This window comes from Streptomyces sp. NPDC003300 (genome assembly GCF_040610915.1).
Classification (GTDB): domain Bacteria; phylum Actinomycetota; class Actinomycetes; order Streptomycetales; family Streptomycetaceae; genus Actinacidiphila.
Genome location: NZ_JBEXNE010000003.1, coordinates 108,218 through 120,772 on the forward strand (window position 1 = coordinate 108,218; position 12,555 = coordinate 120,772).

The window sequence follows — 12,555 nt, forward strand, 5'->3', positions numbered from 1 at the left end:
GCGGTGACGCCGGCCAGGGGCCCTTTCGCGATCGATCCGGCTCGGACCGTCAGCCGTCGTTCTCCGACGACGGGATGTAGGCGCCCGGTACGTCGTTCGGCGCGAAGATCCTGGCCTCGCCGGGGTACGGCTTGGTCCAGTTGTGCGTCTGGTACCAGGTGAGGTGGTTCATCTGCGCCGGGTTGGCGTAGTCGGGCACCGCGTTGGGGCCGGTCAGGCGCTGCTGGGACTTCCAGGTGTCCCACTGGTCCGCGAGCCGCTTCTCGGCCGCCGGGACCGCCGCCGCCGGTACCGCCGCCGCGTTGGGGTCCTGCGCCGCCGGGGTGTCGACGCCGCAGGAGGGCGGGGTGGACAGACCGTCGGTGAGCGAGGTGCGATTGGCCAGCGCGTTGAACGGCGCGAGGTCGGGCTTCTTGGTGAAGGCCGCGGTCATCGGGCTGGCCGCCGTGTCCTTCTGGTTCATCGGGTGGACCCCGAGGATCTGCTCGATGGTGCGGATCATCGTGATCTGCGAGTAGTAGTGGTTGTCGACGACGCCGTGCCGGGCGTACGGGCTGATGATCTGGATCGGGGCGCGGTGGCCGTCGATGTGGTCGAGACCGGCCTGGGAGTCGTCCTCGACCACGAAGATGGCGGAGTCCTTCCAGTACCTGCTGTGCGAGATCTCGTCGACCATCTTGCCGACCGCGAGGTCGTTGTCGGCGACCTGCGCGGCCGGGCTCGCGGGACCGCCGGTGTGGTCGCTGGAGAGCCAGAACATGTTCAGGTTCGCCGGACCGTTCTTCTCGAAGTCCTGCTTCCAGATCTGGTACCGGTAGACGTCGGGGACGCTGGTGTCGAACTTCGGGAAGCCCGGCACGGAAACGGCGTTGAGCGACGGGATCGGCGAGGAGGAGTCCAGCGGGTAGGCGGTGTCCTTCCCGGTGGCGTCCATGGTCTTGGCGTCGCAGTACAGGTTCTGCCAGCTCGCGTCGGCGGGTTTGGTCAGGAACTGCTGGAACTCGCCAAAGTCCCGCACCGACTTCCCCGCCGCCTGCGCGCCGGTCCACAGGAATCCGCTTCGCTGGTGGCCGAGCGCGTCGTCCTCGGTGTCGTAACTGCGCAGGTACTCACCGGCGGAGGACTCGGTGTACTCCGGATTGTCCGCCTGCATCAGCCAGTTGTGGCCCTCGGCGGAGTTGGTGCCGATGTCGTACGTGTTGTCGTGCAGCCCGAACTGGCGCGCCAGCGCGTGCTGGTTGGGTGTCACGTTCTCGCCGAACTGGGTCAGCGCCGGGTCGCCGTCGCCCTGCGGGAGGTCGCCGAGGATCTGGTCGTAGGTCCGGTTCTCCTTGACGATCAGGAAGACGTGCTTGATCGTCGAGGGGTCGCCGAGCCGCGCGGGGACCGGCACCGGCTTCGCGTGGCCCTTGGACGCGGCCTCCTTGAGCGAGCCGTTGGTCCAGCCGTTCTGCCGGAAGACCTTGGCCGTCTGGGACGCGATGACACGGTCGTTCGGCAGCGTGAAGTGCTGCACGCTCGACGTGGTGTCGTGGGTGCCGTGCCCGGCGGCGGTGCTGGGCCGACGGGCGTCCACGCCACGGGTGTTGGAGACGACGACCTGCTTGCCGACGGTCGCGATCTCGGCCGGGAAGTAGTCCGTCGGGAGCAGTCCGACGTAACTGACCGGCTCCTGCGGGGTCGTGTAGCGGTAGACGGCGACGGCGTTGGCGCGGCCGAGCGTCACCAGGAGGTGCCCGTCGTCGGTGAGGGTCACGGCGTCGGGTTCGTAGCCCACCGACGCCTCGGGCCACGGCCGGGTGGCGATGGTCTGCACCACCTTGTCGTTGGCCGTCCTGATCACCGACACGTCGTTGGTCGCGGTGTTGGTGACGAACACCGCTCCCTTCTTGGCGTAGACCGCGGTCGGGTGCAGCCCGACGGTGATGCTGGCCGGCGCGGCGTCGGGCTTGGCCAGGTTGATGACACTGACCGTGCCGGTCGTGGTGGCGGCGGTCACCGGGTCGGCGGCCACCTGGGTGTTGTACGAGTTGATGGTGGTCTCGCCGGGACGCGCCGGACGTCCGCCCTCGTTGCTGACGTACAGCTTGTCGCCGACCCGGGCGATGCCGCGCGGGGCGTTGCCGACGGGCCAGCTCCGCTGGACGGATCCGGTCGCGGCGTTGATGGCGACCACGCGGTTCTGGCCGTTGACCACGCTGTACACGGTGGCGCCGTCGGGCGAGAAGACCGCCGCGCTCGCCAGCGCGTGCCGGGGACCGTCGGCGGGGATCTTGACGGCCGTCGGGTGGGCGAGGCTGCCGTCCGCGTTCACGGTGAACTTGGTGTATCCGTCGGTCTGGCCGAGCCACAACTGCGAGCCGTCGGGCGAGTACGCGGGGCTTTCCTGTCCCACGTCATTGCCGCTGATCCGCAGGTCGGCCGCGGCGGAGTTGCCGATGAGCTGCTGCACCTTCCAGCTCTTCAGGTCCACGACGGACAGCGCCATCCCGCCGTCGGTGACCGCGGCCGCCAGGTGGGTGCCGTCCGGGCTGACCGTGGACGACATGATCTTGCCGTTGTTGACGACGAGGCGGTCGCCGTACGGGGCGATGTACTGGTCGCTGGAGATGACCTGGCCCCGGTCGGTGGTCTGCCCGACCTGCTGGGTGCCGAACTGGTGCGTCTGGGCGAACGCGGTGCCGGTGGCGGCGAGGGCGAGGGCGCTGACGCCCGACGTCACCAGGACCGCCCGGCGTCCGACGCGTTTGCCGAAAATGCTGAACTCCGGTTTCTCGGTACGCCTTCGGCGGCGAGCTACCTGCATGGAGTCATCCCTTCGAGGAGTGGAGCAGTTCGACGTTGCCGTCGAACTGCCAGAGCGGGTTCGGCGCGTCCCCGACGGGGGTGCGCACGAGGAAGTAGCCGTTGACTTCCTTCGGCCCGTCGCCGTCGGCCACGAACCGCCCGTCCGCGGTGACGTCGAGCTGGTAGACAGCCGTCCCCGCGGCCGTGACGTCGGGGAGATGCCAGGTGACGACGCAGCGCCAGTCGTTGCCCGGACCCTCGGCGGCGACCTGGCCCCCGCCCCTGTTGCACGCCGCGGTGACGCGCAGGTGCTCCTCCGTCACGTCGGGGCGGTTCAGGTCGCCGGCCTGGACGCGGTAGAGGTGGGCGAACGCGGTGGCCACCGACCGCTGGATCTTGTCCTGGTCGATTCCGGAGCCCGTCGACGGGGTCGCCACGGCGATGACCGCGAAGGTCGCGGCCAACAGGCCGGTCAGCGGCAGGAGTCCGGCGGTGACGGCACGGCGCCCCGAGCCGTCGGAGGTGAGGTCGGTGAAATCGCGGCGCAGGAAGAGCAGACACGCGAGTCCCGTCGCGACCACGGCCCACACCACGCTCACCGCGATGCCGATCAGCAGCGGTTCGAGCTGTCCCGGACTGGTGAACAGACCGTTCCACGAGAGGAAGGCGTAGCCGGGCAGGGCCAGGCGCAGGGCGACGGGCAGCGGCAGCATCTGGGCGAGCTGCATCGCGAGCGCGACGAGCGCGGGCAGGAGCAGACCCATCGGGGACCGTCCCAGCGCGATCGACCCGAGGAGTCCGATCGCGGCCAGGGCGAGGGTCGGCGCGACGACACAGGCCCAGGCGAGGAGGACGTCACGCGCGGCGTCGGAAGGCGCCAGCAGGTGGCCGTCGAGGCCGACCAGCGGGTGGTTGCCGACCGACAGCAGCCCGCCGACCACGCCGGAGGCGGCCAGCCCGGCCACGAGCAGCAGAATGACGGTGAGGCTGGCCAGTGCCTTCGCGGCGAAGATCCGCCCGGGCGACCTGACCGCCACCAGCAGGTGCCGCCAGGTGCCGAGCCGGTCCTCGGAGGCGAAGACGTCCCCGGCGACCAGCGAGGTCAGCAGCGGGAGCGCCCAGGTGCCGGAGAAGCCGAGCACCACCAGCGATCCGGCCCACCCCGTGGCATGCATCCAGCGGCCGAAGAGGGTGTCGGAGGGGAGCGTGCTCTGCTGGCTCACCGCGGCGACGAAGAGCGCGGGCGCGATCCAGCAGGCGAGCACCAGCAGGCGGATGCGCCACTGCGACACCAGCTTGACCAGTTCGAAGCGGTAGGCGCGGGCCACCGAGACGCGGCGGACTCCGGCCCCGTCGTCATGGCCGTCATGGGCGTCATGGCCGTCATGGGCGTCATGGCCGTCATGGCCGTCAGCCGGGCGGTCGGTCGCGGACACGGTCGCGGTCATCGGGCCGCCTCCTGCTCGGTGAGGGCGAGGAACGCGGCTTCGAGGGGCGATTGCACCGGGCCCACCTCTCGTACGGCGACGCCGTCGCGGACGATCCGCGCCACCAGGTCGTCCAGGGCCGGCGTCGGCGCGCGGACGACGAGGACGTCGGCGCCGCGCCATGTCGCGGCCTCGTCCACGACACGCACACCGGCCGTGTCATGGGCCAGCCGGCTGGCGGCCCGCTGGTCCGAGGTCAGCAGCCGGTAGTCGAGTTCGCGGCTCTCGGCGGCCAACTTGCCCAGCGGGCCGGAGAAGACGGTCCTTCCGGTGGCGAGGATGGTGACGTCGGAGCACAGCGCTTCGAGGTCGTCCATGCGGTGGCTGGAGAGCACGACCGCGGCGCCCTCGGCGGCGAGCCGGGTGAGGACACCGTGGACGTGCTTCTTCCCCGCCGGGTCGAGGCCGTTGGACGGTTCGTCGAGGACGAGCAGCCGGGGTGTGGTGAGCAGGGCCGCGGCGAGTCCGAGGCGCTGCCGCATGCCGAGGGAGAACCCGCGCGCCTTGTCGTCGGCGACGTCGGTGAGGCCGACCTGGTCGAGTACGTCGTCGATCCCCGCCGTCCGCGCGTCGCGTCCGCGCAGGGCGGCCAGCGCGGCCAGATTCTGCCGGGCGGTGAGCGAGGGGTACAGCCCCGGCCCGTCCACGAATCCGGCCACCCCCTCGGGAGCGGCGAGCAGCCGGCCGATCGGCGTGCCCAGGATGTCGAGGTGCCCGGCGTCGGCGACAGCCAGGCCCAGGAGCAGGCCCAACAACGTGGTCTTGCCAGCGCCGTTCGGTCCGACCAGGCCGTGGATCCGCCCCTGCGCGACGTCCAGATCCACGCCGTCGAGGGCGACGACGTCACCGAAGCACTTGGTGATCCCACGAGCCCGGACAGCAAGGAGAGTGTCCATGAGTCCCTTCTTTCACAGCCCTCAGGGACCCTAGGGACAGCACAATGCGCCGTCACGGACTACGAGTTGAACGCTGGAAGAACGACAGGAGACCCGCTCGCGGTGCACGCGTGCCCCGCCCCGAGCCGCCGCACGCCGCCGCGCCGACGACCGCGACGGCGCCTTCCGCGACTACATCGCGGACTCGGCCAACAACGTGATCCGCCGGGTCGACGCGCGGACCGGGACCATCACGACCGTGGCGGGCGACCATACTGCCGACAAGGCGGACGACGGCCTCGGCGCGTTCTCCGGCGACGGCGGCGCGGCGACCTCCGATCGACCGGTCCTCGGACCTGCTGTACCTCGCCGACACACGCAACAGCGCGGTCGCCCAGGTGCTCGGTGTCGCCCGGTCCGGTGACGCGGCGGGGCCGACGGCTCCGCGCGGTCGCGGCGCCGCCCCGCGCGGTCCCGCCCCGCAGAAGTCCTGACCGGGTCCCACGAGACGGAGAGAAGACAGACGATGAGCAACACCGCTTCAGGCCGCTCGGGGATCTCCCGGCGCCGCTTCGTCGCCAGCGCCGCCGCGCTGGCGGGTGCCGCCGGGGTGGCGGGCGTGCTGCCCGAGAACCTCGCGCGGGCCGCGACCGCGGGGCCGGCCAAGGGGGACCTGTCCCAGATCAAGCACGTCGTGTACGTGATGATGGAGAATCGGTCGTTCGACCATTACTTCGGCGCCTTTCCCGGTGCCCGCGGCTTCAACGACAAGACGGCGATCAAGCTGCCCAACGGCGACTCGGTCTTCCGGCAGCCCGATCCGGCCAACCCCGACGGGTATCTCGAACCGTTCCACATGTCCACGCTCAGCACCGGCGCCGCCGCGATCCCGTCGCTCTCCCACGACTGGCGCGACCAGCACGCCTCGTGGAACCAGGGCGCGATGGACGGCTGGCTGTCCGCGCACATCGCCTCGGACGGCGAGGTCAACGGCGCGTACACGATGGGCTACTTCACCCGCGAGGACATCCCGTTCCACTGGGCGCTCGCCGAGTCCTTCACGCTGCTGGACAACTACCACTGCTCCGTCCTGGGCCCGACCGACCCGAACCGGCTGGTGTGGATGTCCGGCACCAACGACCCGGAGGGCAAATTCGGCGGCCCCGTGCTGGAGACGGTCACGCCGAACCCGATGACCCACCCGTCGGCGGCGGAGATCCTCCACGACGCGGGGTACAGCGTCAAGACGTACTTCTCCGGCGCGACCAGCGGGTTCAACGTCTTCGCCTGGTTCGCCAGCTTCAAGAACAAGGCGACCCTGCCCGTCGCCCTCCACACCGCCGTCATGACCGGCGGCACGCTCTACGGCGACGGCACACCGGGACGGGTCGGCGATCCCACCCACCCGTCCCCGGCGTCCGACCCGGCGCTCGGTTTCGAGGAGGACTGCGCCAACGGCGTCCTCGCGGACGTGTCCTGGCTCTACATGCCGAGCGAGGCCGACGAGCACCCGCCGAATCTCCCGGCGGCCGGCGCGCAGTACCTGGCGTCCAAGCTGGAGGCGCTGGCCTCCAACGAGGAGCTGTGGAACTCGACCGTCTTCGTCCTGAACTACGACGAGAACGACGGCTTCTTCGACCACGTCCCGCCGCCCGTCCCCAACCCCCGTACGTACCCGGAGGAGTTCGTCCACCTGACGTCGCCGAAGGGCACTCCGGGCAGGGGGCTGCCGGTCGGCGCGGGCTTCCGCGTGCCGTGCGTCATCGTCTCCCCCTGGACCGTGGGCGGCCGGATCTTCTCCGAGGTCTCCGACCACACCTCGGCGCTTCGGTTCATCGAGACCATCACCGCGGCGGGCGGCCTGTCCGGCCACGGTCCGGTGACCTTCACCCCGATCAGCAAGTGGCGCCGCCGCACCTTCGGCGACTTCACCGGCGCCCTCCGCCTCCAGGACCGCAAACCCGCCCCGACCAGCCCGGAATTCGCCCCCGCCACGACGGCCGCCCACCTCGCCGCCCAGACCGCGGCCTCCACCCAGCCCATGCCCGCGCGACCGGGCGCCACCCAGTCCTTCCCTCCCCCGCGCTGACCCGCCGGGTGCGGCGGGTCCATCTCGGGCTGTGAACGGGCCGCGTCGCCCGCGCAGGCCGTCAGCGCCCAGGCCGGCGGCAGGGCGCCCGCCATCGCCAGGAGGCCGGGGAGGGGGCCGGGCGGCGCGGTCGAACACACCGGGAGAACATCCGCGCGCCGGGAGGCGGGAAAGGCTCAATACCGGGGCACACGGAGTCGATAGGGCCCGGAGGCCGACCTCACGGGGGAGCACGAGCCGGGCCCCGACCAGGGCCTATTGGTCATACCTTAATCAGCTACTATGGGGTCGTCCGCGTCTAGGGAAGGAACCCTTATGGCCGCTCGCCGTCCGACAGCGAGGACCGAGGACGGTCAGTCCGGCCGACTCCTCAGCCCCGTGAACGACCGCCGGATCTCCGCGCTGATCGTCGACCAGGTGCGCTCGCTCATCCATGAGGGCAAGTTGACGCCGGGCGACCGGCTCCCTCCGGAACGCGAGATGTGCGAGCGGTTCGGGGTCAGCCGGGTGACCGTGCGCGAGGCGCTGCGGGTGCTCGAGGCGGGCGGACTGGTCGAGATCCGGGTGGGCGCGCACGGCGGGGCGTTCGTCACCACGCCGACCAGCGACCGGATCGGGGCGAGCATCACCGATCTGCTCACGCTCTCCTCGGTGTCGGCGGCCGATGTGACCCAGGTCCGGCTGGTCCTGGAGGTCGGCATCATGCCGCTGCTGTGCGCGAACGCGGACGACGACGACATCGCCGCGCTCCAGGCGATCTGCGACCGGCAGGAGGAGGCGGTCGCGGGCGGCGACTACGACGTGTCGCTGTCCGCCGAATTCCATACGCGGCTGGCGGCGAGCACGCACAACACCGCGTTCGAGATGCTGATCCACTCCTTCCACGGGCCGCAGTTGATATCGCCGGCGACCGCGCAGCGGACAGCGCCCGAGAGGGGCAAGCGCGGCATGGAGGAGCACCGGGCGATCATCGCGGCCATCCGGGCGGACGACGTGGAGACCGGGCAGCGGATCATGCGCGAGCACCTGAGCAGGACCGCGGCGCGGCTCTGCCTGGACGAACCCAAGGCGGCGGGGCGGCGCAAGAAGCAGTAGGCGGCCGGCTTCCGGCACGCGTGGCCGAGCCCCCTTCGACGCGGAGATCCGCGCCGAAGGGGGCTCCGGCGTTCCCGGCCCCCGCCCGCCCAGGTCGGCGGCATCGGAGCACGGGCGGCGGGCACAGCAGTACGTCGGCGGGCGGGACCGGCGGGCCGGCGGGTTGCCGGTTGGAAAGACGATCAGCGTCGAGGAAGCGACTCTCCCGGGATGCTGTCGGGCCGACCCCGCCCGACACCATGCTGCTGCACCTGTGCCGCTATTGCAACTCTCTCGCAATAAGGTCATAGGGTGGGTCGCGGCACGTATTCTCACTCTGTCGAAAGGGGCCGTGCCTGATGGGCACCTACGCGCTTCCTGACATGCCGTACGACTACTCCGCTCTGGAACCGGCCATCACCGGCGAAATCCTGGAGCTGCACCACGCCAAGCACCACGCCGCCTACGTCAAGGGCGCCAACGACACGCTGGAGCAGATCGCCGAGGCCCGCGAGAAGGAACAGCTCGCCCCGGCCCGGCTCGTGGGCCTGGAGAAGACCTTCGCCTTCAACCTCTCCGGCCACGTCCTGCACTCGATCTTCTGGGAGAATCTGTCCCCCGACGGCGGCGACCGCCCCGACGGCGCGCTGGCCACCGCCGTCGAGGAGCACCTCGGCGGATTCGAGGCGTTCAAGAAGCACCTCACCGCCGCCACCGCGTCCGTCCAGGGCTCCGGCTGGGGCGTCCTGGCCTGGGAGCCGCTCGGCGAGCGGCTGATCGTGGAACAGGTCTACGACCACCACGGCAACGTCGGCCACGGCGCCACCCCGCTGCTGGTCTTCGACGCCTGGGAGCACGCCTACTACCTCCAGTACAAGAACGTCCGCCCCGACTACGTCACCAAGCTCTGGGACCTCGTCAACTGGACCGACGTCAGCGCCCGTTACGCCAAGGCCACCGGCGCCTGACCCACGCCGCACGCCGCACGCCGCACACCGGACGCCGTACGCCGCAGGGGCACCGCCGACCACGGCGGTGCCCCCGGCCGCTTCCCTGTCACTCCCCCACCGTTCCCGCGCGGACAGGAACTGCCGCGCGCGGTCCCGTCGTCTCCCCTGACGCGTGGCGACGGACGCGGCCGAGGGACGGCAACAGGGGGGTGGCACGGTGGAGTTCACCAGGAGCGGGCGGCTTCGCCGGAGCGGCAGACGCTGGGTGGGGCGGGGGGCGCTGGCGGCGGTCGGCGCCGTCGTATGGGCGGTGCTCGCGCGCGGCGATTCCCGGCAGGCGGCGTAGCCCGAGCTCTTCGTCTACCCGGCGGCCGGCGTCACCCTTCCCGGGGCGCGGATCCGCTCCTTCCCCGAGGGCCGCCGGGGCTACCCGCTGATCGACGGCGGCGAGGTCGACCAGGGGCCGAGCGTGCTGATCGACACGCTGAAGCGGTACGCGGGGACCCGCTTCGAAGGCGCGCCGTACCAGTACCGTCCGGCCGTGGCGCCGGGCGCGGGGGCGCCGCTCGTACCCGGCTTCGGCCCGATCTCGGACGCGCCGGGAATCGGCGACTTCGGTCCGGCAGACGAGGGACCACAGAAGGAGGCGCGTACGTTCGCGCCCCGATGGACGGCGGCCGGTCCGCTCGCCCTGGCGCTCGTCCTCACTGTCGTGGGCGCGTTGGCCACGTTCCGCATGGTCACCGGCGGACCCGTCGGGGGCGCCCAACAGGCCGTCGCCCTCGGGCCGTTGACCCGGCTCGGCGGTCTGTACGGCAGCAGTTGGCTCTTCTTGCGGTGGCTGCGTCCGCTGGGCCTGCGGATCGGCCCCGAGGGCATCGCGATGCGGGACTTCGGCGCCACCGACCTCGTCTTCCGCTGGGACCAGATCGCCGCGGTCACCGTCGGCCCGCGGCCGTACACCTCGGAAAGGCACCTGTGGCTGCTGGTCTGGCCGGTTCCCGGGGAGAGGTTCGCCCTGCCGCGCACCCACGTGGTCGACGGCCATGAGACGTACGCCCTGGTGGCGGTGCGCCGCCTGCGCGAGCCCGGCGAGGTCGAGCCCGCCGTCAGGCACTTCGCCCGCCGCCGCTACGCCGAACCGGCCTGACCGCGCCTGGCCACGTCCGACCCGCTCGACCGGTGCGCCGGGACCCGCTGACAGGGTCCCGGCGCACCGGCGTGTCCGGGATCGCGCCCGTCCACGCACCTCTTATTGAAAATGATATCCATCTCCATATAGTGTGGTGGCTCGCCCGTCCGCCCACCTCACGAAGGACCGTCATGGCCGTTCCCAAACGCAAGATGTCTCGCGGCAACACCCGGCACCGCCGCGCCCAATGGAAGGCCGCCGCACCGCGGTTGGTCACCGTCACCATCGACGGCGTCGCGTACGCGGTCCCCCGGCGGCTCGTCAGGGCCTACGAGCGCGGCCTGCTCGACCCCGCGCGCTGACCCGACACCGCGGCCGGAGAAACCGGACCCCGCAGCCGACGACTCACCACGAGGACACCTCCATGAAGCCCGACATCCATCCCCCGTACGGCCCGGTCGTCTTCCGCGACAAGGCCGCCGACTTCGCCTTCCTCACCCGCTCCACCGCCACCAGCGACACGACGGTGGTGTGGGAGGACGGCAGGACCTACCCCGTCATCGACGTGGAGATCTCCTCGCGGAGCCACCCCTTCTACACCGGCACCGCCCGCGTCCTGGACACCGCTGGCCGCGTCGAGCGCTTCGAGCGCCGGTACGCGCGGCGGGGTCCGCGATGACGCGGGGGTACGACCGGCTGCCGGTCGTCGTGGTGGCCGGTATGCACGGCGACGCGCGCCGCACGGTCGTCGGGCAGTTGCTGTCGATGGTCCCCAACAGCGTCGCCCTGCACCACGACCTGTCGCGGGCCGCGGAACGCGGTGTCGTGCGCCGTACGGTGCGCGACGCGGACGGCCTCGTGTCCGAGGGCGAGACGCCGCTGGTCAACGACTGCGCGTGCTGCGCTCTGCGCGAGGACCTGGTGCCGGAGCTGGAGCGGCTGGCCGCGAGCGGTCTGACGCGGCTCGCGGTGGTGGAGCTGTGGGACTCCGTCGAGCCGCAGGGGATGGCCGAGATCATCGCCGAACCGGGCTCCGGCTTCCTGGAGTTGGCCGGTGTCATGACGGCGGTCGACCCCGCTCTCGTCCTGCCCTGCCTGGCCAACGGCGACGACCTCGGCGACGCGGGCCTCGCGGTGGCGCCGCAGGACCGGCGCACCGTCGGCGACACCTGGGCCCGCCAGTTGGAGTACCCGCCGGTGCTGGTCGTCGTGCAGGACGAGGAGCCGACCGACGAGGAGCGCGCCCTGCTGCGTCAACTCCACCCGACAGCGCGGCAGGTGGCGGCGGGCACCACCGAGCTGGCCAGGATGGCCTTCGCCGGTTTCGACGTCGCAGGCGCCGCCGCCGCGCAGCACCCCGCCTGCTCACGGCTGCCGCAGGAAGCGGAGGAGGCCGGGGTCGGCACCCTGGTCTGGCGCAGGCGCCGCCCTTTCCACCCCGGCCGGTTGTACGCGGCACTGGAGGATCTGGCCTGCGCCGCCGCCCGCAGCCGTGGCCGCTTCTGGCTCGCGGACCGGCCCGACACGCTCCTGGCGTGGGACGCGGCCGGTGGCGCCCTGTGCGTGGAGAGCGTCGGCCCGTGGCTGGCGTCGCTGCCGGACGCGGCCTGGGAGCTGGAGTCCCCGGTCCGTACGGCCGCCGCGTCCCTCGACTGGGGCCCGGAGCACGGCGACCGCTGCCAGCATCTGGTCTTCACCTCCCCCGGCCTCGACCGGTCGGGACTCGAAGACCTCCTGGACTCCTGCCTGTTGACGGACGCCGAGTACGCGGCGGGCCGCGCCGGATGGCGGACCCTCCCTGCCGCCTTCGACGAACTGCTCTCCCCGCTGTCCTGATCCGCCCTTTCCCCCGGCCGGAGCGGCCGGGACCCGAACCGACCGAGGAAGTGCCGCCCATGCCCCGCCGACCCGATCCCCGGAAGGCCCCCACATCCCGGCCCAACCCGCTGGACGCGGCGAAGATCGAGTACATCGACTACAAGGACACCGATCTGCTGCGCAGGTTCATCTCCGACCGGGGCAAGATCCGCAGCCGCCGCGTCACCCGGATCAGCGCGCGGCAGCAGCGCCAGATCACCAAGGCCGTGAAGAACGCCCGCGAGATGGCGCTGCTCCCCTACGCCTCGACTCCGCCGAAGGGGAGCGCTTCCCCGCGCTAGAC

The 12,555-nt window shown here is 71.6% G+C and carries 11 protein-coding genes; 8 read left to right on the plus strand and 3 right to left on the minus strand.

Going from position 1 to position 12,555, the window contains the following annotated elements; genetic code table 11:
• Positions 1–49: 49 nt before the first annotated feature.
• From ABZX65_RS05415 to ABZX65_RS05425, 3 genes are read right to left on the minus strand one after another with little or no spacing between them, the layout of a single operon-like run.
• The gene (locus ABZX65_RS05415; RefSeq protein WP_355334988.1) at positions 50–2,806 is read right to left on the minus strand and encodes a bifunctional YncE family protein/alkaline phosphatase family protein; all 2,757 of its coding nucleotides are present in this window, start codon (positions 2,804–2,806) and stop codon (positions 50–52) included.
• A 4-nt stretch (positions 2,807–2,810) separates the two neighbouring features.
• Positions 2,811–4,235, minus strand: coding sequence for an ABC transporter permease (locus ABZX65_RS05420; RefSeq protein ID WP_355334991.1), 1,425 nt, complete (start codon positions 4,233–4,235; stop codon positions 2,811–2,813).
• Entirely contained in the window at positions 4,232–5,170 is a 939-nt protein-coding gene (locus tag ABZX65_RS05425) for an ABC transporter ATP-binding protein (RefSeq protein ID WP_355334994.1), read from the minus strand. The genes ABZX65_RS05420 and ABZX65_RS05425 overlap by 4 nt, the downstream gene beginning before the upstream one ends.
• Positions 5,171–5,675: 505 nt before the next feature.
• Here ABZX65_RS05425 and ABZX65_RS05430 point away from each other — a divergent pair.
• The 8 genes from ABZX65_RS05430 (at position 5,676) to rpsR (ending at position 12,553) form a co-directional block, all read left to right on the plus strand.
• The gene (locus ABZX65_RS05430) at positions 5,676–7,238 is read left to right on the plus strand and encodes an alkaline phosphatase family protein (RefSeq protein WP_355334996.1); all 1,563 of its coding nucleotides are present in this window, start codon (positions 5,676–5,678) and stop codon (positions 7,236–7,238) included.
• 315 nt (positions 7,239–7,553) lie between these two features.
• Positions 7,554–8,333, plus strand: a complete 780-nt coding sequence (locus ABZX65_RS05435; RefSeq protein WP_355334999.1) for a FadR/GntR family transcriptional regulator — start codon at positions 7,554–7,556, stop codon at positions 8,331–8,333.
• Positions 8,334–8,671: 338 nt separating this feature from the next.
• Positions 8,672–9,280 carry a superoxide dismutase gene (locus ABZX65_RS05440; protein WP_355335001.1) on the plus strand — a complete coding sequence of 203 codons (609 nt, stop codon included), beginning with the start codon at positions 8,672–8,674 and terminating at the stop codon, positions 9,278–9,280.
• Between the two features lie 451 nt (positions 9,281–9,731).
• The gene (locus ABZX65_RS05445) at positions 9,732–10,412 is read left to right on the plus strand and encodes a hypothetical protein (RefSeq protein ID WP_355335004.1); all 681 of its coding nucleotides are present in this window, start codon (positions 9,732–9,734) and stop codon (positions 10,410–10,412) included.
• A gap of 173 nt (positions 10,413–10,585) precedes the next feature.
• Positions 10,586–10,756 (plus strand): 50S ribosomal protein L32, encoded by a 171-nt coding sequence (gene rpmF / locus ABZX65_RS05450; RefSeq protein WP_355335007.1) that lies wholly within the window; start codon positions 10,586–10,588, stop codon positions 10,754–10,756.
• Positions 10,757–10,818: 62 nt separating this feature from the next.
• On the plus strand, positions 10,819–11,073 hold the full coding sequence (locus tag ABZX65_RS05455; RefSeq protein ID WP_355335009.1) for a type B 50S ribosomal protein L31: 255 nt from the start codon (positions 10,819–10,821) through the stop codon (positions 11,071–11,073).
• The gene (locus ABZX65_RS05460) at positions 11,070–12,230 is read left to right on the plus strand and encodes a GTP-binding protein (protein ID WP_355335012.1); all 1,161 of its coding nucleotides are present in this window, start codon (positions 11,070–11,072) and stop codon (positions 12,228–12,230) included. Before ABZX65_RS05455 ends, ABZX65_RS05460 begins: the two co-directional genes overlap by 4 nt.
• 59 nt (positions 12,231–12,289) lie before the next feature.
• Entirely contained in the window at positions 12,290–12,553 is a 264-nt protein-coding gene (gene rpsR, locus ABZX65_RS05465) for a 30S ribosomal protein S18 (RefSeq protein ID WP_355335015.1), read from the plus strand.
• Positions 12,554–12,555: the final 2 nt, after the last annotated feature.

Excerpts from the sequence above, each read along its gene's own strand:
- ABZX65_RS05415 (WP_355334988.1), bottom strand. The coding sequence starts at position 2,806 with ATGCAGGTAGCTCGCCGCCGAAGGCGTACCGAGAAACCGGAGTTCAGC.
- ABZX65_RS05420 (WP_355334991.1), bottom strand. The coding sequence starts at position 4,235 with ATGACCGCGACCGTGTCCGCGACCGACCGCCCGGCTGACGGCCATGAC.
- ABZX65_RS05425 (WP_355334994.1), bottom strand. The coding sequence starts at position 5,170 with ATGGACACTCTCCTTGCTGTCCGGGCTCGTGGGATCACCAAGTGCTTC.
- ABZX65_RS05430 (WP_355334996.1), top strand. The coding sequence starts at position 5,676 with ATGAGCAACACCGCTTCAGGCCGCTCGGGGATCTCCCGGCGCCGCTTC.
- ABZX65_RS05435 (WP_355334999.1), top strand. The coding sequence starts at position 7,554 with ATGGCCGCTCGCCGTCCGACAGCGAGGACCGAGGACGGTCAGTCCGGC.
- ABZX65_RS05440 (WP_355335001.1), top strand. The coding sequence starts at position 8,672 with ATGGGCACCTACGCGCTTCCTGACATGCCGTACGACTACTCCGCTCTG.
- rpmF (WP_355335007.1), top strand. The coding sequence starts at position 10,586 with ATGGCCGTTCCCAAACGCAAGATGTCTCGCGGCAACACCCGGCACCGC.
- ABZX65_RS05455 (WP_355335009.1), top strand. The coding sequence starts at position 10,819 with ATGAAGCCCGACATCCATCCCCCGTACGGCCCGGTCGTCTTCCGCGAC.
- ABZX65_RS05460 (WP_355335012.1), top strand. The coding sequence starts at position 11,070 with ATGACGCGGGGGTACGACCGGCTGCCGGTCGTCGTGGTGGCCGGTATG.
- rpsR (WP_355335015.1), top strand. The coding sequence starts at position 12,290 with ATGCCCCGCCGACCCGATCCCCGGAAGGCCCCCACATCCCGGCCCAAC.